We start from the raw sequence: 21,060 nt of genomic DNA on the forward strand, positions 1-21,060 counted from the left end.
TACTTTGTGTAGCTGTAGTTGTTTCTTGATGTTGAGTATCTGCTAAGGAAACAGAAATTCCACTAATAAGGTGGTTGCCAAACTTGCTGCTAGGGAAAGCGTAAGAAGCCTTTCCTGAAGTTCATAGTATATATACTTTCGTAATTCAACTATTTAAGAATTACGATTTGAAATTGAAAAAAACATAAGGAGGAAATTTCTTATATAAATCGAATCCACATAACATATCAAAATGCGCTTTTTTATAGTTCTAAAAATGATTCGCTAACGCTTATAATATTAATAGTAGGTTGTGAACATTTGATGATTATTATATGAATATTGATGGTAGATTATGTGAATTTTTAAAATTAACATATGTAAATTGAGTTCATTTGGCGCTGTTTTTAGTATGTAAATTAAAATAGATCTCTATATGAAAGACAAAAAAGGCAGAGAAACTATTGAACATAGTCCTCTGCCTTTTTATATGCGACTTGTTATTATGCTTCAACTGTATTTTCCGGCTTACCATCAACAAACGCCTGGAGATTGTCCGCCGCAATTCCCAACAAACGTGAGCGGGTTTCTAGCGGTGCCCATGCAATGTGGGGAGTAATGATTGCATTTTTGGCAGTTAGCAATGGGTTATCCTTTTTGATTGGTTCGTAACTTGCAACGTCGACACCAAGACCGAATATTTTTCCATTGTTAAGGGCGTCTGCAGTAGCGGATTCTTCGATTAAACCACCACGAGCAGTATTGATGATAATAACTCCATCCTTCATTTTAGCGATGTTATCTCGGTTAATGATTTCACTGGTTTGCGGAGTTAGTGGAGTATGCAGACTAATGATGTCTGCTTGAGCAAATAAATCATCTAACTCTACTTGTGTTGCCCAGTCACCAGGTGCTTGCTTTGGTCGGTGATTGTAATAGATAACATTCATTGAAAATGCATGGGCGATTTGGGCAACTTGTTGACCAATCTTACCAAAACCAATTAACCCAATGGTTTTGCCCCGGAGCTCAACCAAGGGTTTAACCCAGAAAGTGAAATCTGGGTTAGTTGACCATTTTCCGTCATGAACCAAACGATCATGCACGCCAACTTGGTTTGTGATTTCTAATAGCAATGCAAATGCATGTTGGGCAACTGCATCGGTTCCGTACGTTGGGATGTTGGTAACAACTACGTCATTTTGTTTGGCAGCATCCAAATCAATTACGTCATACCCAGTACTTAGAAGCCCGATGTATTTGAGATTGGGTGCTTTAGCAATAATATCAGCGGTGAGTGGCGTTTTGTTATCAAACACAATGTCTGCATCGCCAATTCGTTTCAAAATTTCATCTGCATTATCAACGGGAGTGCGGTCATACAGTGTAAAATCACCAAACTTTTTTAAGGGTTCCCAGTCAAGGTCACCTGGATTTAGAGCATAGCCGTCTAACACAACGATTTTCATATTTTCCACCACTTTCTATCAGGTTTATCCGTGAATAAGGGTACCACAGCAGGAGGTGTTTACCTATTAAAACACCCGATTCAAATTGACTATTCTAGAGATTGAAATACAATTAAGAATAATTAACTTAAATGGCGGAGGTGTCCTAATGGCACAAGTATATATTCGCGCAGCAACCCCAAACGACGTTCCTGATGTGATGAAAATTATTGATGAGGCAAAAGCATTTTTGAAATCTTATGGGAGTCCACAGTGGCAGGATGGTCATCCAAATGAGGAGATGATCAACGCCGATATTGAAAATAAAATCGCATATGTGCTGATTGTGGAAGGACATGTTGCTGGGTATTCAGCTCTATCATTTACAGCAGACCCCAACTATGATGGGATTTACGATGGTCAGTGGCAAAATAATTCCGACAAGTATGCAGTTATCCACCGTTCTGCAATTTCAGCTAACTACCGTGGTCAGCACCTAACTAACTTTTTATTTTCAAATTTGATTTCAAGGACGCTGGCTGAAGGAATTCACAATATTAGAATTGATACTCATCCTATGAACAAGCCAATGCAACACTTAGTTGGTTCCTTTGGCTTTGTTAAACGGGGGAAAGTAGATGTCGATGATCAAATTGATCCGGTTAGGGATGCATTTGAACTAAACCTATGAGGTGATACCAATGATAACTAAATCACTAGATGTGAGACTAATTACTCAGCGTCCCGAATTGCCGACAGGCTGTGAAATTACGGCAGTGACAATGATGCTTGCGTATTCAGGTGCAACAGTCGATAAGGTTGCTCTGGCCAAAGAAATGCCGTTTAGTGATTCTGACCCTAATGAAGGCTTTGTGGGAGATCCATTCACTGATAATGGTGACAGTATTTACCCACCTGCACTGCTAAAACTTGTGACGAAATATGCTGGTAGTGCTGTGAATCTTTCGGGCAAATCAATTGACCAACTAAGAGATTTTATTGACAAACGGCAACATCCAGTCGTTGTTTGGGTAGGTGAGTTTGATGGCTTTCATACCCATGCCTTAGTAATTACGGGAATTAATGATGTGGTATTTTATAACGACTGTTGGACAGGAGAACGGACGACAATGAGTATTTCCCGCTTTGAAGAGAAGTGGAAGTTGAAGGATAGAATGGCACTTAGTTATTAAATATATGTGTAGAAGAAGGGAGTGGGACAGAAAGCATACGAAGATGCTTTCGTCGTCTCACCCCCGCAAGACCAACAGTAAGTGAATTCTGCGAGTAGCGGGATTCACTCCTGATGCTTACTGTCCTGAGGCTCTCAGTCCTGATGGTTACTGCGTGTAGTAACCATCTGAATAGAAGAAAAAATGCCGTTATAATTTCAAAAAGTGAAATTATAACAGCATTTTTTCGTTGACCCTAGTTTTGTCTGAACCTCGTTTTGATTATTATATAAATGGTCGTTTAACGCCAGCGATGTAAGAGCGTTGACTATTTTTAAATTACCGCACATAATACCCGTTAATTCCCATTCCTGCACTGTTTGGAACTTTTACATAAACTTTATTGTGGCTGATAACTTTAAGCTTCAAAGTTTCGCGGATTCCGCCAGCAGGGGCGTTATTGAAATATTTGCCACTTACAGTGTAATGATGGGCTGAAGTTTTCTTGTATTTAATTTGGGTAACCGTTTGTGGATCTGGAAGAAGTGCTGATTTGTAAGTTACGTGGCCAGCGTAGATTTTTACAGTTGAATGCCTGCCGTTAAATGATTTGGAACTGACCCAGGCACTGCGAAGTGCTTTTGGAGTGCCTTTGTGCCATTGAGATGCGTTGGTAACGGCGGGGGTTAGCGCCAAAAAGCCTGCCAGTGTAGCTGCGGATAATAATATTTTCTTATTCATGAGTATCTCCATCTAATAAATTTTGGGTGGTTGGTGCCATAAAAAATGGCAGATGGCCCGATATGTCTAGGAGTATAAACCATATTAGTGTTTTTTCCAATATGGTTAGTTACTGCGCCATTCTTTCCGTAAAGTTCCATATTTCACTGAATCCCAATATTTACTATCCCAATACCTTACTTGGCGAACTTGAGCTTCTTTGGTCATTCCAATTGATTCCGCTAGCTTCATCATCCGAATGTTACCTGACCAAGTTGTCAGACCAATATGGGGTAAGTCGACTAGCTCAAACAGTTCACTGATCCATTTTCTTAAAGCCTCTTTACCAATTCCAGAATGCCATCTGCTTTCGTCATAAATGACAATCCCAACGTCTAACCACTGCATTAAGTCACCATCTTCATAATTTGCACTAACCATACCAACCATGTGGCCATTTAGCCAAATTAATTTTTTAAGTGGGTTATTTACATAATTGTATTTCTCTTGGTGGTTTATAAAATCACTCTGGGTTGGCAATTTATCATGAAAGTATGGACCATTCCATTTTGTCCATTCAGCTTCATCATCACTGAAAGCAAGTTGCCAAAAATCTGTTAAGTCTGATTGTCTAAATGGTTTAAGTTCGATATTGATTTGGATCAGCTCCTTGAGACTAAGATATTGAATCGTGTAAAAGGCTATATAACAGTATCCTATCATTTATGTGGTGGATATTGTTCAAACATAAGGAGAAAAAACTAGCCTTTTAGTCATGATTTGTTGCGGCTATTTTAAGTTGAAGTTTATTTAATAGTTATTCTTATGCAGAGACTGCAGTAAAGGATGGGTATATTGAACCTGTGCTTTTTGTTTACTGATTTATTTAGGAACATCCAGAGTCTATCGAGGAATTGTGGAAGAACAATGATGGGAATAAAGTCTGAACGGTAATTATAAAAGATTAAAATAAAGATGACAGAAGCACCCCTATAACTTGATAGGGGTGCTTCTGTCATTTAGTTTGCGGTTTGCACTTTATTAAACTCTCTTACCACATAAAGCAGTTAATTCGTTGAGCTACCGGTTTTGCTAAGAGGATTAGCTTGCAGATAAACGCAAACCAAGTGCACTATGATTTTTTGAAAGGAGAAATCAGGTGCTTTCTTGGAAATCCGATTAAGATTATGGCTTCGGAGATAACTAACAGTGTTGTGATTATCAGTGCACCAAATGTAAACCCAAACAGGTAATATGGTTCATGCATGTTAAAAGTCGAAGTAAGGTGAACCCTAGTGGGAAGTAGAAAGATATTCAGCAATGCTAAAGCAATTATTATTTCGACAGTTGACCATAAGCTATGATTTTTTTCTTCGTTATTAGGTTGAAGGTTTAATAAAAATAAACACACACTAACGGTTATGCCAATTTCAGAAATTAAGATTGTTATGTGTAAGAAATTGAAAATAAATCCTAAATGAAGGATAACAAGAAAGATGATGTTGGCAATATAGCTAGCTAATCGAACCTTATCGGATTTGTTGCCTTTCTTAATTTGACAATCATAGTCATTAATAATCTGGCTATCTTTAATCAAGTTATCGAGAGGGACATCAAAAATATTACTCAAAGAAACAAGACTTTGAAGGTCTGGAAGGCTGCGGCCAGTTTCCCAACTTGAAACTGTCTTTCTGGACAGATTTATTTTCTCAGCAAGCTGCGTTTGTGTTATGCCCATGGAAGTTCTATAAAATTTAATTTTTTTACCAATCTGCATTTTTATCTCCACGGTTTCAAAATTATAAGTCCAAATAAATTATAAACTAATATATTATTTCAGGAGTGGATAAAATGAACACTAAATACGTACAAATGAACAATTTAATCTTAGGATTACTTGGCCTACCATACATCATATTTTCCATCACTTTAGATACTAGTATCTTCAATAAGATAATAATCATGGTTGCTGGCTTAATTCTAGGAGTTGGTTACCTGTTGTTGGGGATTTTACAGTGGAATGTTGATCCCCAAGATGCATCGGTATTGCACCGAGTGCTTACCAACTCGAGAATTTATGTCTGGATTTGGATAATTTTCTCAATTGGGATGGATAATATAAGTCGTCAAGGAATGCAATGTAAAGCCTTTGTTATGTATTCAACGATTGGGTTGATTGCAATTGCTCTGTTGCAATTTAAGTTCAGAGATAAAGTTGAGGATGTAGTGGAAAATAATTCTAAAGATTTGGATTAGCGAAAATTAAAAAAGTTGATAGGCTTTTTAATTATTTTCGAGACTTTAGATATGTTTTGATTTATCTAAGATTTCTCTTTTAGATTGGTCATATCCAGTAACAAAATCAGCGATTTCATGAAATTTATTTTTAAATAAGGAATTTACCATACTGATTATTTTGACAGGGTAGAGTTTGAACTTGTGGTTTGCTGTGAAGTCTTTGAGTGCAGCTCTTTTCCCCAAATTAAAATCACTAATTGAATTTTTGAAAGTATTCTGATAATTGTGACTATCAGAATATTTTTTATTTACATGGAAATTTCCATTTTCGTAATTTTTCTTGATGTAAGAATGTAACCTAAATATTTTTTTAAGCATGATTGATCTGCCACCTTATTTGAATAAATTTGGATCATTTGTCTTCGTTTAAGGATTGAAGTTATGATTGCTTAATCCAACCTTTTTACTCTTCTCAATCTTCTCGCCACAACCACTGCTAACAATGACTTGATCGTATCCCCAGGGATGAAAGTTAAAAATGTTATTGCGGCCGCTGACAAGCTTAAATGATTTTGAATTGCTAACCAACTTGCTCCAAATACATTCATGACGACCACACCAGCAATCCACACAGCTAGCCATTCACGCCACCAACTGTTAGTGGCATTGGTTAATTTAATTAAACCACCAACCAATGCGGGGGTAAACAGCCAGATTATAAGATATCCAGCGGTTGGGCCAAGAAATACAGCGAACCCGCCATTGCCCCCAGATAAGAACGGCATTCCTAAAACAACTAATAATTCGAATAGCCAGACGGAAATCGTTCCGCGTTTAATTCCAAAAAGTTCACCGGCAAGTAAGATTCCCACGTTTTGCAAAACGATGGGAACGGGAATAAAGCCAAGCGGGATCCCGGGGATCAGCCCAAGGACAATAATTACCGCAGTCATTAATGCGGCTTGCATCATATGTTTAATTGACATAATTGCTCCTTAATAGTTAATGGCATATTGTATGTACCGTTTGATTCTATCCTAATCTGAAATGGAAAACCAGACTTGATTTTTCAAGACTTCATTCATTAACATTTTTTCGAGTAAGGATATACTTAAATGAGAATGTTTTTTTCGGGGGCAAAAAAATGAAGTTGAAGAAATGGTTACCATTGTTGTTGATTGGTTTGTTGGCAGGGTGTGCTGCGAAAAAAAGTGCTCAGCCGAAACCCAAACCAAAACCTAAGGCACCGGTGGTATTAACGACGAAGCAAAAAATTAACCAACAAGTAGCTAAGATGACCTTAGACGAAAAAATTGGGCAGCTGTTTGTAACGGAAGTACCAAACGATTCTGCTCAGGTTAAACAAGATATTCAAAAATACCATCTTGGGGGAATCTTGTTGATGGGGAATAACTTTGTTGGCAATCGGGATTCGTTTAAAAAACGGTTAGTAGGGTATCAGCGAGTCGCAAAGGTACCGTTGATGATTGCGACTGATCAGGAAGGTGGTACGGTTTCTCGGTTGAGCAGTAATTCCAAGATTTCTGGCAGGTCTAGTTACCCGTCTCCCCAAGAGTCGTTTAATAAAGGTGGTATGAAGGCAGTTCTTGCCAGCTATCGTGGCCAAGCTCGCAACTTGAAGTCACTTGGGATCAACTGGAACTTTGCCCCAGTGGCTGATGTTTCTAAACATCCTGATAGTTTTATCTATAACCGAACTCTGGGTAAGGGATACGTTAAGACGGCCAGATACATTAGTAAGGTTGTCCCAGAAATTCAGGCTCAAGGAGTTGCAGCATCTGTCAAACATTTTCCAGGTTATGGGGCAGCAGCTGATACCCACACCGGCTCAGCATCGGTTGATAGGAGCCTGACGGAATTTAAACGGAGTGATTTTATTCCATTTAGGTCTGGAATCAGGAGTGGCGCGGACTCCGTGATGGTTACCCACATTATATTGAAAAAAGTGGATCCAAGAAGACCGGCTTCTCTCTCTAAAAAGGTAATTGATATTTTGCGAAATGACCTCAAATACGATGGGGTAATTGTGTCAGATAGCCTTCAGATGGGGGCGGTCAGTGATTATGCGGCCAAGTATCACGTTTCTCGAGACGTGGCGGCGTTCAAAGCGGGCAATGATGTCCTCCTTTCAAGCGACTATCAAATTGGAATTCCAAAGATTAAACGAGCTGTTGAAAAACATGAGATTTCTGAAACCCAGTTAAACAAGTCAGTTGCTAGGATTTTGATGATGAAGCACAAGGTTGGATTGAGTGTGGTTGATAAGGGTAAGTAGAAGAGTTAAAAAAATAGCACTACGATGTTTTAAACATCGTAGCGCTATTTTGATTATGGCTTATTATAGTTAATTCAGAACCGCATAAGAATTTTATAACTCTCATGTTGGCATGTTTTCTTCAGGTACTCACAAGCCTATAGTCGAAGTAAATGTAAAAAGGTGTGATATATAATGTTTTCTCTAAGTGCAACGCTTTTTGTTATTTCATCGGTATGGATTACCGTACAACTATTTCGACATAAAAAACCAGACACGTTTCTGATTATATTGTTTGGCTTTTCCCTATTCATGCAAATTTTATCGATTGTACTTTTCTTTAATAGCGACTGCTAACAATCCCAAGACCATTATTTTTGATGGGGTAATCAGTAAATTCGATACTAGTCTTTTGGTTAAACACTAAGTACTTTGTCCTTAATATCCGTATTTTGGTTTTGACTATCAACTGTTTTTAAGAACTGTTCAATGTGTGCCATGTAATCCACCACATCGTTATTGGCAGAAGCGTGGCCACCAACTGTGCCACCTAAAATCCAGAGTTGCTTGTTTTCTGAAGCGCTCAGGTTATAGAGTGTTTCAGTTTGGTTGTCTGGAATGAAGGTATCGTCTTTTGTTGAGATGAATAGGGTAGGCAACTTACTGTTTTGCACAGCAGTTAGTCCAGATGCTTCATCAAAACTAGTTCCAGTAAACGTCTTTTGCCAGAAGTTAAGACTGTTTAGTAGTTTGTTAAATGGTAAGAATGGAATATTGCCATTGTTTTTAATCCCAAACTTGCTGGCTAGGTCATCGAACTTTTGGCCAATTCCTGAGTATTGTGAATAAAGTAATGATGGAATGGTTGAGTAACCACAATCAGCGATCACTGCCTTTACGTTACTTGGCATTTCGTTGGTACCAGCGGCTTCGAGGGCAAGATCTGCTCCAAGAGATTGGCCATATAGAATAACTTCGCCATCTTTACCATTTATTTCATTTACTCTGTTAACCCAGTTGACCCAGTCATTTTTGTCTTTGGCACCGAAGTTGATGAAGTTTCCATCTGAAGAACTTTGCCCTTCAGTGTAGACCATCAGTACGTTGTATCCCATATCATAGAATACCTTTGAAATGTACCCCATCCAACTGGGTTCGGTTGTCCAACCTTGACCGTAAATTACGGTTTTGTTTGATCCTTTTTTGGCAACATAAGTTCCCCGGGCTGTCCCGGAACCATCAGCGAATGGAATCGCTAAATCTTGCTTAGGGGCTTCAGTTTCCCACCAAGTTTTAGCGGCAGTGTAAAATTCCTTAGTTGCCGTTGAGTCATACTCACTGCTTAGATACTTCCAAGTTTGGTCAATATCATACCGATCTGGTGACAGCAAGGTTCTGAACTTTGAAGTTAGTTGTGAGCCGAATTTTGAAGCAAATAATGGGTAGAGCACTGAAGCTGCTGCGAAACTAGTCACGTCAGTTATGGCGTTGTAGATCAGGCCACCCTTTGGATGTAGGGCTGGGTCCGTTGAATTATTTACATTGTCAACGGTCAAATCGGTGTATGAATTGCCGTCCTTGTTTTGGTCGGTTTGAGCATTAGGGATTGCCTGAACCCCTGAAGCGGTGGTGTCAGCTTGAGCGCTAACTTCGCCAGTAGTGGTTACTGCTGTGCCTGGCTCGCTGTTATCAGTGGTGCTAGTTTCAGTTGTGGGAGTTGAATCTGCACTAGTAGGTTGATCAGTTGAATCAGAAACTGTGGTGTCGGTTTTAGTGGCAGCGTCAGTTGTAGTGGTTGAGTCTGTTGTAGTTGCAGGTTCAGCAGTTGCACTGGAGTTTTCTGAGTCGGGTTCACTAACAGTTGGGGTTGCTGATTCAGCACTTGAATCTGCTGTTTGTGGACTGTCTGACTCAGTTTGAGTTGCATTATCGGATTCTGATGATTGGTCGGCAGTTGGAACGGTTACTGATTCGTTGGTATTTTGTGTATCAGTTTGTTGTTGATTGTTGGTAACAACCACTGCTTGTTTAGGTTCAGTTTGGTCATCGGCTGAAGCCGGATTTTGGCTAGCCAGCATAAAGCATGTCGATGATGCAACTAAAAGTCCCATCGACATTAAGCGGTTCTTGGTATTCTTGCTCATTATGTAATTCTCCCTCAGATATGTAATAGCACAAGTATACGGGAATGGTGTAACAGGGAAGTTACATAAAGATGAAAAAACGCTAAATTATTGGTAGACAAAAAAAGATTCGGGAATTTTCCCGAATCTTTTTAGAGTAGAAATTAAGTTAATTACATTGACCAGGCGCCCATACCTTGTTGCTTGTAAAGACTTACGGCAGCGTTAACTTGGTCTTGGACTGAACCGCCACTGATGTGCATGTTTTGGAATAAACCGTAGGCACCAGATGAACTGTTACGAACTGTTGGTTGCCAGTTTGATTCACGGTTAATGATGTAGTTCCAAGTTGATGCAGATACACCAGTTCTTGATGCCATTTGGCTCAGAACATAGCTCTTAGTGCTGTTACCACCAGTGTAGCTTGAACCTGAGTTTGAGCTAGTTGATGCAGCTTGTGAGTTAGTGTTTGCTGATTTGTTGTATGATGCATTTTGGTTATATGATGAAGTTTGGTTGTTTGAAGCAGTTTGAGTGCTTGCAGCTGGTTGGCTGTAAGTTTGGGTAGCTGCTTGTTGGTTGTAGCTTTGTGTAGTTTGTTGAGCTGCAGGTTGTGCAGTTGCAACAGTAGTAGTTCCATCAGGGATAACCAAAGTTTGACCAGGTAAGATCAAGTGGTTTTGAATGCTGTTAGCATTTTCGATTGCATCGATTGTTGAACCAAATTGTTGTGAGATGGCCCAAACTGAATCACCAGATTTAACGGTGTAGTTAGTAGATGCGTCTGCACTAGTTGAACCTGCGAGGAACAAACCAAGTGCTGCGGCAGTAGTAGCAAGAATTGTAGTAACTAATTTTTTCAAATGAGTACACTCCTATATATTTAAAATCCTATTTTCGTGTTTCTGTCTTTGGTCGATTTCTATCAATCAACAAAGCATAGTCTACACAATTAGTATTACTGACAAATACCACGCAAGTTAAGAGATGAAGTCAGAAATGGGAGTTATTTTACACGTTGGTAATAAATGTAAATCGATGAAAACGTGGGTGATAGGTCAAAGTACTGTTATATAAGCTATACAAACTGTCATTCAAATATTCAGCATTAAGACATTGTTACGAACGCTATCTTGAGTGAAAAACAAAACCGCATCAGATTGCGATTTACGGGGAGTGCCTATGTAACAGGAGTTTGACACAATCTCTCCAATGACTGGGATCACTACCGTTAAAGTGTGTCTTTTTTATGAAGTGGTATAGGAAATGTGGTTATTTGATGAAGATATTGCAAATGTTTTATGAAAATCATTGTAAGTGATAGCACCTAAGATTACTCTGATTATGGGGAATAGATCTAATTTATGGTTGGATAACCAACTAAATCTTAATTTAGGAGTGTAACAATGACAGATAATATACTGCAGGTTGACGGCCTGAATAAATACTTTGGCAGAAAACACGTGCTAAAAGACGTTTCGTTCACAGTTAAACCTGGCCGGATCGTTGGACTTGTCGGGCCAAACGGTGCAGGTAAATCTACAATTATGAAAGCAATTCTCGGATTGTTTAACTATAATAGTGGGAAAATTTCAATTGATGGGTCACCCGTGTCGCCAACTAGCCACAAGGTTTTGAAAAAAGTTGGTGCTTTGATCGAATATCCAGGAATCTACCCATTCTTAACGGGTGTGCAACATTTAAGGTTGTTTAGCTCTGATGAGATAACGACGAAGCAAATCAATGAGTTAGTCGCTAAGTTGAAAATGGATAAATACATTGATAGGAAAGCTAAGAGTTATTCATTAGGAATGAAGCAGAAGTTGGGGATTGCCTTAGCACTTGTTAATCATCCAGAATTTGTAATTTTGGACGAGCCGATGAACGGGCTTGATCCTCAGGCTAATATGGATCTCCGAAACATTATTTCTGATTTGGCAGCTCAAGGAACCACATTTTTGATTTCTAGTCACATTTTAAGTGAGTTGGAAAAACTGGTTGATGATCTTGTGGTGATTGACCAAGGAGAAATTGTGTACACCGAAAGTATGGCTGCCCTTGAATCTGGCGGCGAGCAAATTATTCGGATCAGTACCTCAGATAATCAGAAAGCCAAGCAAGTATTTGGGGCAGCCGGCTATGTACTGAGCGAAAGCCCAGCTGATGATCAAACTATCGGAGTAATCGAAACTGAGGACGCTTCATTAAACAATGTTTTGAAACTGGTGATTGATAATGAACTGACAATTTTAGATGTTTCCAGAGAGCATCACGATTTAGAATCTTCATTATTAAATCTGTTGAAAAATGACAAGGTTTCAAAGGAGGCGGCCAAATGATTTCACTAGTTAAGGAAGAAATATATAAGTTAGTTAACAAGAAGAGTACGATTGCCATCACTATTTGTTTGTTAGTTGCAATGACGGGAATTGCAATTATCACTAAGGTTCAACCGAAAATATTCGGGGCAAAAATGATGTTTGATGCAACGTATACGGGATTGACCTGGGTAGTATTGGTGTTGATTGCTGCATGTGGCACGATTATCGCCATGGAATTTCAGTACGGAACCATCAAAGAGGTTTTATATCGCCAGTACTATCGTGGACAAGTCATTGTTAGTAAGTGGATTACGATGCTGTTGTACTCGCTTTATCTATTTATCTTGACGTTTGTATATTCAATAATTTTAAAATTTGTGCTCTTTAATGACAAGATTGATCTTTCAAAACATTATGGAGCAGATCATTCATTATTAGTGACCACGATTATTAGCTATGCAGGACAATTTGTGAGTGTTTGGCTGATACTGAGTTTGGTGCTTTTATTGGCAAACTTATTCAAGAGCAATGCGGCTGCCATTTCAATCGGAATTATTGGTTACTTTGCTCTCAGCATGGTTTCTCAGTTGATGACTTTAGCCATTCACAAGTGGAACTGGCTTAAGTGGAATCCACTTAACATGATGAATTTGGGTAACCAAGTTGTGGAAGGTTCATATAAACATTTGACCTATCTGTCAACGACCCAGCTAACCTGGGGATGTTTAGCCTATACGGCAATCTTCCTGTTTATTAGTTATGTAGTGTTTAAAAAACGTAGTGTTTAACAATAATTAAGCACAAAAAAAGGACCGGGATAAAATCCCGATCCTTTTTAAAATGTAATGAGTTAAATTACATTGACGAAGCGCCCATACCTTGTGAGTGGTAAAGACTTACGGCAGCATTAACTTGGCCTTGAACTATCACTAAGCTGCAGTTTCATTAAGCCAATTTGCTATGACTTCTTTGGGACATTGTAATAGTGTTGCCTAAAAATCAAAATGGCATAAGAGGCAATAATGATAAAAATTATCCAGATAACTAGTGTTTCGACTCCATGAATATAGTTAAACTGAATGTTTCTTGTTTGATGAGCAAGTTGCCCAGAAACCACATTAACGCCATTGAAATAACTGGTAGGTAAAAATTGACCAGACTTTGCCAGAATTTTAAGGTAAGGAGTGACTAGGTTAGAACCGATTAAAGTGATAATACTTATGAGAATAGCTGGTAAAAGTTGTTTAGTTACTACGGAAATTAGATAAACGAATGTCACTACAAAACAGGTGCTTAAAATTCGAAGAACCAAAATTGGAACAATTAACGAGCCTTGTGAAACGTAAATATTAAATGGCATTTTAGGTGAATAATAGGCGATGGGATATTTCCAACTTCCAACACCGGCGAAAGATGATGAAAGCACAAAGCTAAGCCCAATTGTTCCAATAATTAGTAATAGTGAGATGGCATACCCAATACTCAAGTTTTGAAATAAACTACTGGTATTAGAAATAGGAATTAAACGCTCTTTATCAACACCGTTACCATATCGTTTTGTATACAATAATCCAAAGTTAAAAATAAGTAGCAGGGGGATTAATATGGAAGAGATAATGTGATCAATAAAAATAGAAAATGTGATTCCTTTGGTTGGGCTAGTTCTGGATTGCTCAGGAAGATTGTGTTTCAGCAAATATTGGCAGCGATAAACTTCACTCATCAAAAAGTTAACAACTGATCGATCAATTACTTTTCCATTACTCTCTGCTTTAAGCTGCCAATTATTATATTTAATTTGAGCATGGTAAGCACGCCGCCACTTTTGGGCAACAGCCAATTTATGTATCTGGTAATTCATCTGACGATCATCCTTAGTTAGTGCAATGTTCTCTTGGCTATCTTTGGACTTGTCTGGGGCACTTCGTTTGATTTGTTGAGTATCAAACTGCATCTGATTTTTGGCATTATTAGCCAGAGTTTGATCGTTTTGATTTCGTAGATTAAGTGCTAGACATGCGGTTATCAGAATTACAATTGAAATTACAAATAATTTTGATTTAATTACCTTTTTAAATAAAAATAGGGAGTAATACACTCAATCAACTTCTTTCATAACTTGATTTTTTAATTCGAGAACATGATCTGCAATGGGATTCATGTCAGTACGATAATGCGAAGAAATGATGATACATTTATTCTCTTCTCTGGTAGAGATTCTTAATTTCTCGTAGAGAAGTGATCTACTATCTTCGTCAAGCCCATTGGTAATTTCGTCCATAATTAAATAATCGGCATTACTAATAAAGTACATCGCAATTAATAAGCGTTGCTTCATACCTAGAGAATACTTTTTGATTGGTACTTTAACGTATTCTTCCATTCCCCAAAACTTAACCACTTCCTTTATTTCGCGGGTTGAATGCCATTGTCGTTTAACAAACTTCAGATAATCAAGCGCTGACAGATTTCCATCAAACCAATCTGATGATTCATAGAAAAATATGTGGTGCTTACTATGTTCAAATGATTTTTGATTAAAGCTAATTTCTCCTTGTTCACGTTTTATAAGGTTAGTTAGGGTTCTAAAAAAAGTCGTTTTTCCCGTCCCGTTTGTAGCAATAATTAAATATAGTTGTCCTTGAGCGAATTGGTAGTTAAATTTACTCAATATTGGGTGGCGTAACTGAATTGATAGGTTTTTAATATGTAAAATATTGAACTCCTCCTTAAGCTGACAAACTAAGTGCAAAGAAAGAAAAAATATTTATAATTCATTGCACAGTAACAGTTATTTTTGAAAAAAATAGCCTGCTATAAACAATTATGTTTTAAGTATACTAGCCAAATTTTTAGTTGAAACCCCTAATCAGAAAATTAGAATTATTGATTACTTTGACCTCAGCATTGTTTTTCATTTAATAATTTTAGCAACCCATAGAAAGCGTTTAACAATAATTAAGCACAAAAAAAGACCGGGATAAAATCCCGATCCTTTTTAAAATGTAATGAGTTAGATTACATTGACCAAGCGCCCATACCTTGTGAGTGGTATAGACTTACGGCAGCGTTAACTTGGTCTTGAACTGAACCGCCACTGATGTGCATGTTTTGGAATAAACCATAGGCACCAGATGAACTGTTACGAACTGATGGTTGCCAGTTTGATTCACGTTGGATGATGTAGTTCCAAGTTGATGCAGGTACACCGGTTCTTGAAGCCATTTGGCTAAGCACGTAGCTCTTTGTGCTTCCGCCATTGTAGTTGGCAGCTGAGCTAGTAGTTTGAGTTTGTGTGCTTGCAGCTGGTTGGCTGTAAGTTTGAGTACTTTGTTGAGTAGTTGCTGCAGGTTGTTGAGTTGCAGTAGCTGTAGTAGTTTGTTGTGCAGGTGCAGCAGTAGTAGTTGCAGCACTGTTAGCGTCAGGAATAACTAACTTTTCACCTGGAAGGATAAGGTGAGCTTGAATATTGTTAGCATTTTCGATTGCGTCGATTGTAGTGTCAAACTTCTGTGAGATAGCCCAAACAGAGTCGCCTGACTTAACAGTGTAGTTTGTTGATGCGTCAGCGTTAGCTGAACCAGCAAAGAACAAACCTAAAGCAGCAGCAGTTGTTGCAAGTAATGTAGTAACTAATTTCTTCAAAAGAATACACTCCTATAAAATAAATTCTAGAAAATTCTGTCTCGTTTCGATGTGTCGATCTCTCAATCAACAAATGCGATACTACTCCGTAGTTATTACCAAAAAATATCTAGGATGTTAAGAGATAAAGTCATAAATCGGATTTTCTTTACAGCCCTGAAATATTTGTAATATAAATGAAGTAATAATGATTTGTAATAATCGGTGGGAAAGCCGTGTGGTTTTTGACGAAATTTATCATCATTTTGCACAATCTTTGTCGAAATTATGTTACATAGTTTACCAAAAAAGTCGTCTTGTCATATCGAAATTTTAGCTAAAGTGGGGAAAATATTGTTAAATACCAACTAATTTGCCCTAAAACAACTGTCATTTTTGCAAAAGTGGGGATTTGATGAGAAAAGCAAGTTATTAATGTGAATCTGTATGTGAATTTGTGGGGCTACTAAGCCACTGCAGTATCAGTCTGGGGGAATAACTGAATAGTAAAGGGAGCGATACAGAAAGCATCGATTTACTCTCGATGTGGACAGTGTGTTGCAAGTATCTGGTTAAAATAAAAGCGCCATGATAATTTCAATAAAGAAATTATCATAACGTTTTTTGGACGCCAAGTTATGGCCAGATTCAGATACTAATTATTTAATTGCCGGCTCTTCTTTGGTGAAAAGGTTTCTAGGAAAAAGACGGCCATTCCAGTTACCATCACAATGATTAAACCAGAAGTTGCTGAGTTCCAAAGGTTTGCGTGGTAGAACAGGAGGCTTTTGGCACCATCAAAGAGAAATCTCATTGGGAGCCAAGGAAGAATGTAGTGTTGATAGAAACTTGGAAGTAATTGTGGTGCAAGTGACATTAATGGGATTGAGAAGAACAATAATAGTACAAACAGGATAATTGCTGGAAAACCAAGCCAGGCGATGAATCCCGAGAACAACATTATGAATGCAAATGATGCGATTGCCATGAAGCTCCCAATGACCATTGGGTTTGAGAAGTTGTACCCGAGGATCCAAGTTACGTACCCAGTGGTTAAAAATCCAATTGCAGATGCAACTACCGCAGCGATTACCATGAAGCCAGTTTTGTGAGTCACGATGTGTAATCTTGAACGCCACTTATTCTTGTCTTTAAATGCGAAATATAATAGTAGACTTGAAACTAAACTAGTTAGCCAAATTGGTTGGAAAAAGACTGAGTTGGCTGAAGCTAACTTTGAATACTTGTGAGTTACCGTAACTTTGGTAGTGATTGGGTTAGCAAGTTTATTAACCGTTGCTGCTGGCAGGCTAGCGTGAGCTTTTTCAAGATTACCAACAATTTGTCCCCGCAGGCCAGCACCAATTTTATTTACCATGGTGGTCATAATTGTTTGAACTGAAGTTGCAAGGGTGCTGTTTTTTTGCTGATTAATTAAAATATCAATATTTGCTGCTGTAGATTTGGGATTTTTAATCAGTGTTGCCATTTTTTGACTGAAATCCTTGGGAATGACTAAGGCACCATAATAATGTTGCTTGTCCATTGATTTTTTAACGGCAGATTCACTACTAACTTCATGCCAGTTAAGAACTCGATCAGACTTCTTAGTTTTATTTGTGGTGCTTTCAATTTGGTTAACGACTTTTGAGCCCATTGCCCCAGCATCTTCATTTACAATGGCGACTGGAACGTCCCGGGGTTTTGATTTAGCGTAAGGAATTTGAACTGAAACCATGACTAAAGTCAGGATGATGCTGGCTACGATAGTAAAGCCAAGATATTTATTTTTGAACATTTTTACTCCTCCTGAATATTGAACAGTGTGTTGTTTTTGTTTCCATAAGAGAATATACTCTGCTTTAAATGGAAAAGCGATAATCAAAATTAATCAATGTGTTGCATTTTCGAAAAGGAGTCAGAATGGCATACGATAACAAGATTAAACAAACAAATAAAATCATTGTGGATAGTTTCTTAGAGCTTTTGAGCACTAAAACTTTTGAAGAAATCTCAGTTAGCGATATTTCAAAACTAGCGGGAATCAACCGCGGAACGTTTTATCGGCATTACATCGACAAATATGATTTGCTTGAAAAAGTGGAGGAAGAATTCTTCGAAGTGATGGGAAAGATTCCCAGAGGAATGATGGATCCTAAAATTCCTACCGAAGTTATCAAAGGTAACTTAAAGGATTATTTGCGCTCGTTATTCGTGATTGTTAGAGAAAATTCGCGGCTATTGGAAAAGTTATTAAGCGATAATGGTGACCAACGGTTTAAGTCGAGGTTGAAAGAACAGCTTTCATACAGAATTAAAAACAGTTTGGTGTTGGAGGAGAAACAACGACCGCTTGATTTAGATTTGGCAATTGAGTTCATTAGTTCGGCTGATGTGGCGGTGTTTGAATATATCGTTGATCATCCTGAAAAGACACAGGAAGATATTTTTGACACTTTTTTCTACTTATTAATTAACGGACCAATGAACACGCTGATTAATGTCGGTAAGTAACTTTTAACGTTGAAAAAGAGGCAAACAGATTGTTTGCTTCTTTTTGTTTACCCTTGTAAACTTAAAGTGGAAATAAGTAAAAAGGGGATGATATTAATGATTGATGCGAAGGACGTTTCAATTTCAGACTCAGAGTGGGAAGTAATGAGAGCAATCTGGACCTTAAAGTCGGTGACTAGTCGCCAGCTGATCAATATTATGAATGAAACGCAAGGTTGGTCTGACTCAACCACCAAAACCTTGCTGACAAGGTTAGTTAAAAAAGCAGCTGTCAGGCAGGTAGGGGACAATCGACCATTCAATTATGAACCGGTCGTTGCAGAGAAGGAATCAGTTGCAAGAGCTGCCGTGGATTTATTTGATCATATGTGTGCGATGCAAGCTGGTTCGGCAATTGAAGCAGTAATTAATAGTAGGGAAATCTCAAAAAATGATATTCAAAGACTCCAAAGTTTGCTGGCTGAAAAGTTGAAAACTGCTCCTGAAATGGTGGCATGTAACTGCTTGCCGTCAAATGATAGCAGTTGTTGTGAGGTGAACGAAAATGAAAAATGATATGCATGAAATGGATCATTCAAAGCACGAACCCATGGGCCACGATATGAAGAATATGAATCATGACCATATGGATATGGGTGACAGTGACATGATGATGCATGGTGGGCACATGATGCACATGGGTAATTTGAAACAGAAATTCTGGGTGTCGGTAGTTTTGGCATTACCGGTACTATTCTTGGCACCAATCATGGGATTAGACCGGCCAATTCTTAACTTTGGTCACTCAATGATCACTGGAATCATTATCTTAGTCTTTGACACTGCACTTTATTTTTACGGTGGGGCACCCTTTTTAAAGGGAGCTAAAAGCGAGTTACAAAGCAAAGAACCAGCGATGATGACGTTAATTACTTTGGGAATTTCAGTATCTTTCTTCTATAGTATTTACGCATTTATTGCGAATAATTTTTTGCGTGGCGATCACGTAATGGATTTTTCATTTGAACTTGCCACATTGATATTGATCATGCTGTTAGGCCACTGGATTGAAATGAATGCGGTGATGGGAGCCGGTAATGCGCTCGAGAAGATGGCTGCATTGCTACCGAAAACTGCTCATCTTGTGACTGATAGTGGGGAAACTCAAGACGTTAAGGTTAGCGAATTACAAGTAGACCAGATGGTGCAAGTTCGGGCTGGCGAGAGTATCCCGGCTGATGGTGAATTGACAGTGGGTGAGACCACGGTTAACGAATCGTTGGTTACTGGGGAATCTGCGGCAGTTACCAAAAAAGTGGGCGACCAGGTAATTGGTGGCGCTACTAACAACAACGGAACGATTACAGTTAAAGTTACTGGAACTGGTGACTCTGGATACTTGTCACAGGTTATGCAGATGGTTCAAAGTGCTCAGCAGTCAAAATCAAGTGCAGAGGACAAAGCAGATAAGGTTGCTGGTTACTTATTTTACGCAGCAACAATTGTCGGTCTAATTGCCTTCTTTGCATGGCTGCCACAAGGACTACCGATGGCGCTGAATCGCTTGGTAACTGTATTGGTGATTGCATGTCCGCATGCTTTAGGAGTTGCCATCCCACTAGTGATTGCTCGGTCAACTTCAATTGGGGCCCAGAACGGGCTGTTGATTAGAAACCGTCAGGCAATTGAAGCTAGCCAAAAAATCACCCACGTTTTGCTGGATAAAACTGGCACGTTGACCGAAGGTAAGTTTACTGTGAATGCACTGGTTGCCGCCGATGGGGTTACGGATGATGAATTGTTGGCAAACTTAGCCGCACTGGAAAGCAACTCAACTCATCCCCTTGCGCAAGCAATCGTCGATTATGCTAATAGTAAGCAAGTTCAATTTTCGCCAGCAGAAAATTCTGAAAATCTCCCTGGTGTGGGAATTTCTGGTGAAATTGCAGGAACCAAGTATACGATTGTTAATGCTAAATATCTGGATAAACAAGAAATTGGCTATGATCACTCACTTGCTAATGAGTGGGCAGAAAAGGGTAACTCCGTGAGTTTCTTAATCAATGATGACCATGTTTTAGGATTAGTTGCTGAAGGTGACACAATCAAACCTGGAGCTAAAGATTTAATTGTGGGGTTACAAAACCGAGGAATTACCCCAGTAATGCTCACAGGAGACAATCCGCAAGCGGCGAGCCACGTTGCCGAACTTCTGGGAATTACGGAATTTCACGGAGGACTTTTACCTGAGGAAAAGCAGACTAAGGTTGCTGAATATAAAAGCCAAGGCCATCACGTAATCATGGTTGGTGATGGTGTCAATGACGCCCCTAGTTTGGCAGCGGCGGACATTGGGGTCGCAATTGGTGCTGGGACAGATGTTGCCATTGATTCTGCTGACGTGGTTTTGGTCAAATCAGAGCCTAGCGATATTTTGCACTTTTTGGATTTAGCAAAACTAACCAATCGCAAGATGGTTCAGAACCTTTGGTGGGGAGCTGGATATAACATCGTTGCCATTCCGCTAGCTGCCGGGATTTTGGCATTTGCTGGAATCATTTTGGACCCAGCAGTTGGGGCAATCTTAATGGCACTATCAACTGTTGTAGTTGCGATTAATGCAATGGGATTGACGGCGAAGAAAGTAAAGGGATAATTGAATACAAA

Annotated in this window: 21 protein-coding genes; 9 read left to right on the forward strand and 12 right to left on the reverse strand. The window is 38.8% G+C overall.

All coding sequences use genetic code 11. From position 1 onward, the window contains the following. Positions 1 to 482 precede the first annotated feature (482 nt). A complete protein-coding gene (locus PL11_RS05760) occupies positions 483 to 1,448 on the reverse strand; it encodes a D-2-hydroxyacid dehydrogenase (protein ID WP_035167932.1) in 966 nt (321 codons plus the stop codon). Between the two features lie 148 nt (positions 1,449 to 1,596). On the opposite strand from PL11_RS05760, the gene PL11_RS05765 reads away from it, so the two are divergent. Next, positions 1,597 to 2,118, forward strand: coding sequence for a GNAT family N-acetyltransferase (locus tag PL11_RS05765; protein ID WP_035167934.1), 522 nt, complete (start codon positions 1,597 to 1,599; stop codon positions 2,116 to 2,118). 10 nt (positions 2,119 to 2,128) lie between these two features. Then, positions 2,129 to 2,620 carry a C39 family peptidase gene (locus PL11_RS05770; protein WP_035167936.1) on the forward strand — a complete coding sequence of 164 codons (492 nt, stop codon included), beginning with the start codon at positions 2,129 to 2,131 and terminating at the stop codon, positions 2,618 to 2,620. Positions 2,621 to 2,938: 318 nt separating this feature from the next. On the opposite strand, the gene PL11_RS05775 is transcribed toward PL11_RS05770, so the two are convergent. The 3 genes from PL11_RS05775 to PL11_RS05785 all read right to left on the reverse strand — a co-directional run bounded on the left by PL11_RS05775 (position 2,939) and on the right by PL11_RS05785 (position 5,096). Beyond that, on the reverse strand, positions 2,939 to 3,340 hold the full coding sequence (locus tag PL11_RS05775; protein ID WP_035167938.1) for a hypothetical protein: 402 nt from the start codon (positions 3,338 to 3,340) through the stop codon (positions 2,939 to 2,941). A gap of 105 nt (positions 3,341 to 3,445) precedes the next feature. Further along, the gene (locus PL11_RS05780; RefSeq protein WP_035168370.1) at positions 3,446 to 3,976 is read right to left on the reverse strand and encodes a GNAT family N-acetyltransferase; all 531 of its coding nucleotides are present in this window, start codon (positions 3,974 to 3,976) and stop codon (positions 3,446 to 3,448) included. A 475-nt stretch (positions 3,977 to 4,451) separates the two neighbouring features. Continuing rightward, a complete protein-coding gene (locus PL11_RS05785; protein ID WP_052127830.1) occupies positions 4,452 to 5,096 on the reverse strand; it encodes a helix-turn-helix domain-containing protein in 645 nt (214 codons plus the stop codon). A 74-nt stretch (positions 5,097 to 5,170) separates the two neighbouring features. Here PL11_RS05785 and PL11_RS05790 point away from each other — a divergent pair, with 74 nt between their 5' ends. Beyond that, entirely contained in the window at positions 5,171 to 5,575 is a 405-nt protein-coding gene (locus PL11_RS05790; protein ID WP_035167941.1) for a hypothetical protein, read from the forward strand. 45 nt (positions 5,576 to 5,620) lie between these two features. On the opposite strand, the gene PL11_RS05795 is transcribed toward PL11_RS05790, so the two are convergent. Further along, the gene (locus tag PL11_RS05795) at positions 5,621 to 5,935 is read right to left on the reverse strand and encodes a hypothetical protein (RefSeq protein WP_035167943.1); all 315 of its coding nucleotides are present in this window, start codon (positions 5,933 to 5,935) and stop codon (positions 5,621 to 5,623) included. Positions 5,936 to 6,006: 71 nt separating this feature from the next. After that, positions 6,007 to 6,543, reverse strand: a complete 537-nt coding sequence (locus PL11_RS05800) for a biotin transporter BioY (RefSeq protein ID WP_035167945.1) — start codon at positions 6,541 to 6,543, stop codon at positions 6,007 to 6,009. A 158-nt stretch (positions 6,544 to 6,701) separates the two neighbouring features. On the opposite strand from PL11_RS05800, the gene PL11_RS05805 reads away from it, so the two are divergent. Then, complete coding sequence (locus PL11_RS05805) at positions 6,702 to 7,853, forward strand: glycoside hydrolase family 3 protein (protein WP_078256932.1); 1,152 nt, start codon at positions 6,702 to 6,704, stop codon at positions 7,851 to 7,853. Between the two features lie 395 nt (positions 7,854 to 8,248). Here PL11_RS05805 and PL11_RS05810 read toward each other — a convergent pair whose 3' ends face one another. Further along, positions 8,249 to 9,976: an alpha/beta hydrolase gene (locus PL11_RS05810; RefSeq protein WP_035167946.1), complete on the reverse strand. Its 1,728-nt coding sequence runs from the start codon at positions 9,974 to 9,976 to the stop codon at positions 8,249 to 8,251. Positions 9,977 to 10,128: 152 nt separating this feature from the next. Then, a complete protein-coding gene (locus PL11_RS05815; RefSeq protein ID WP_035167948.1) occupies positions 10,129 to 10,818 on the reverse strand; it encodes a LysM peptidoglycan-binding domain-containing protein in 690 nt (229 codons plus the stop codon). A 543-nt stretch (positions 10,819 to 11,361) separates the two neighbouring features. On the opposite strand from PL11_RS05815, the gene PL11_RS05820 reads away from it, so the two are divergent. Continuing rightward, entirely contained in the window at positions 11,362 to 12,294 is a 933-nt protein-coding gene (locus PL11_RS05820) for an ABC transporter ATP-binding protein (RefSeq protein ID WP_035167950.1), read from the forward strand. Then, positions 12,291 to 13,064 carry an ABC transporter permease gene (locus PL11_RS05825; RefSeq protein ID WP_035167953.1) on the forward strand — a complete coding sequence of 258 codons (774 nt, stop codon included), beginning with the start codon at positions 12,291 to 12,293 and terminating at the stop codon, positions 13,062 to 13,064. The genes PL11_RS05820 and PL11_RS05825 overlap by 4 nt, the downstream gene beginning before the upstream one ends. Before the next feature lie 170 nt (positions 13,065 to 13,234). Here PL11_RS05825 and PL11_RS05830 read toward each other — a convergent pair whose 3' ends face one another. From PL11_RS05830 to PL11_RS05845, 4 genes are all read right to left on the reverse strand, one after another. Next, positions 13,235 to 14,230 (reverse strand): hypothetical protein, encoded by a 996-nt coding sequence (locus tag PL11_RS05830; RefSeq protein ID WP_191982050.1) that lies wholly within the window; start codon positions 14,228 to 14,230, stop codon positions 13,235 to 13,237. 144 nt (positions 14,231 to 14,374) lie between these two features. Next, on the reverse strand, positions 14,375 to 14,947 hold the full coding sequence (locus tag PL11_RS05835; protein ID WP_237047474.1) for an ATP-binding cassette domain-containing protein: 573 nt from the start codon (positions 14,945 to 14,947) through the stop codon (positions 14,375 to 14,377). Positions 14,948 to 15,294: 347 nt separating this feature from the next. Continuing rightward, a complete protein-coding gene (locus tag PL11_RS05840) occupies positions 15,295 to 15,921 on the reverse strand; it encodes a LysM peptidoglycan-binding domain-containing protein (RefSeq protein ID WP_035167955.1) in 627 nt (208 codons plus the stop codon). A gap of 634 nt (positions 15,922 to 16,555) precedes the next feature. After that, the gene (locus PL11_RS05845; RefSeq protein ID WP_035167956.1) at positions 16,556 to 17,698 is read right to left on the reverse strand and encodes a YhgE/Pip domain-containing protein; all 1,143 of its coding nucleotides are present in this window, start codon (positions 17,696 to 17,698) and stop codon (positions 16,556 to 16,558) included. 125 nt (positions 17,699 to 17,823) lie between these two features. On the opposite strand from PL11_RS05845, the gene PL11_RS05850 reads away from it, so the two are divergent. From PL11_RS05850 to PL11_RS05860, 3 genes are all read left to right on the forward strand, one after another. Then, a complete protein-coding gene (locus PL11_RS05850; protein WP_035167957.1) occupies positions 17,824 to 18,414 on the forward strand; it encodes a TetR/AcrR family transcriptional regulator in 591 nt (196 codons plus the stop codon). A 96-nt stretch (positions 18,415 to 18,510) separates the two neighbouring features. Then, a complete protein-coding gene (locus PL11_RS05855; protein ID WP_035167958.1) occupies positions 18,511 to 18,969 on the forward strand; it encodes a CopY/TcrY family copper transport repressor in 459 nt (152 codons plus the stop codon). Further along, complete coding sequence (locus PL11_RS05860) at positions 18,959 to 21,049, forward strand: heavy metal translocating P-type ATPase (protein WP_035167959.1); 2,091 nt, start codon at positions 18,959 to 18,961, stop codon at positions 21,047 to 21,049. Before PL11_RS05855 ends, PL11_RS05860 begins: the two co-directional genes overlap by 11 nt. Positions 21,050 to 21,060 lie beyond the last annotated feature (11 nt).

Origin of the sequence: Lentilactobacillus curieae (assembly GCF_000785105.2) — a bacterium.
Classification (GTDB): domain Bacteria; phylum Bacillota; class Bacilli; order Lactobacillales; family Lactobacillaceae; genus Lentilactobacillus; species Lentilactobacillus curieae.

Excerpts from the sequence above, each read along its gene's own strand:
- PL11_RS05770 (WP_035167936.1), top strand. The coding sequence starts at position 2,129 with ATGATAACTAAATCACTAGATGTGAGACTAATTACTCAGCGTCCCGAA.
- PL11_RS05820 (WP_035167950.1), top strand. The coding sequence starts at position 11,362 with ATGACAGATAATATACTGCAGGTTGACGGCCTGAATAAATACTTTGGC.
- PL11_RS05765 (WP_035167934.1), top strand. The coding sequence starts at position 1,597 with ATGGCACAAGTATATATTCGCGCAGCAACCCCAAACGACGTTCCTGAT.
- PL11_RS05760 (WP_035167932.1), bottom strand. The coding sequence starts at position 1,448 with ATGAAAATCGTTGTGTTAGACGGCTATGCTCTAAATCCAGGTGACCTT.
- PL11_RS05785 (WP_052127830.1), bottom strand. The coding sequence starts at position 5,096 with ATGCAGATTGGTAAAAAAATTAAATTTTATAGAACTTCCATGGGCATA.
- PL11_RS05860 (WP_035167959.1), top strand. The coding sequence starts at position 18,959 with ATGAAAAATGATATGCATGAAATGGATCATTCAAAGCACGAACCCATG.
- PL11_RS05775 (WP_035167938.1), bottom strand. The coding sequence starts at position 3,340 with ATGAATAAGAAAATATTATTATCCGCAGCTACACTGGCAGGCTTTTTG.
- PL11_RS05795 (WP_035167943.1), bottom strand. The coding sequence starts at position 5,935 with ATGCTTAAAAAAATATTTAGGTTACATTCTTACATCAAGAAAAATTAC.
- PL11_RS05800 (WP_035167945.1), bottom strand. The coding sequence starts at position 6,543 with ATGTCAATTAAACATATGATGCAAGCCGCATTAATGACTGCGGTAATT.
- PL11_RS05855 (WP_035167958.1), top strand. The coding sequence starts at position 18,511 with ATGATTGATGCGAAGGACGTTTCAATTTCAGACTCAGAGTGGGAAGTA.
- PL11_RS05790 (WP_035167941.1), top strand. The coding sequence starts at position 5,171 with ATGAACACTAAATACGTACAAATGAACAATTTAATCTTAGGATTACTT.
- PL11_RS05810 (WP_035167946.1), bottom strand. The coding sequence starts at position 9,976 with ATGAGCAAGAATACCAAGAACCGCTTAATGTCGATGGGACTTTTAGTT.
- PL11_RS05825 (WP_035167953.1), top strand. The coding sequence starts at position 12,291 with ATGATTTCACTAGTTAAGGAAGAAATATATAAGTTAGTTAACAAGAAG.
- PL11_RS05845 (WP_035167956.1), bottom strand. The coding sequence starts at position 17,698 with ATGTTCAAAAATAAATATCTTGGCTTTACTATCGTAGCCAGCATCATC.
- PL11_RS05805 (WP_078256932.1), top strand. The coding sequence starts at position 6,702 with ATGAAGTTGAAGAAATGGTTACCATTGTTGTTGATTGGTTTGTTGGCA.
- PL11_RS05850 (WP_035167957.1), top strand. The coding sequence starts at position 17,824 with ATGGCATACGATAACAAGATTAAACAAACAAATAAAATCATTGTGGAT.
- PL11_RS05830 (WP_191982050.1), bottom strand. The coding sequence starts at position 14,230 with ATGCAGTTTGATACTCAACAAATCAAACGAAGTGCCCCAGACAAGTCC.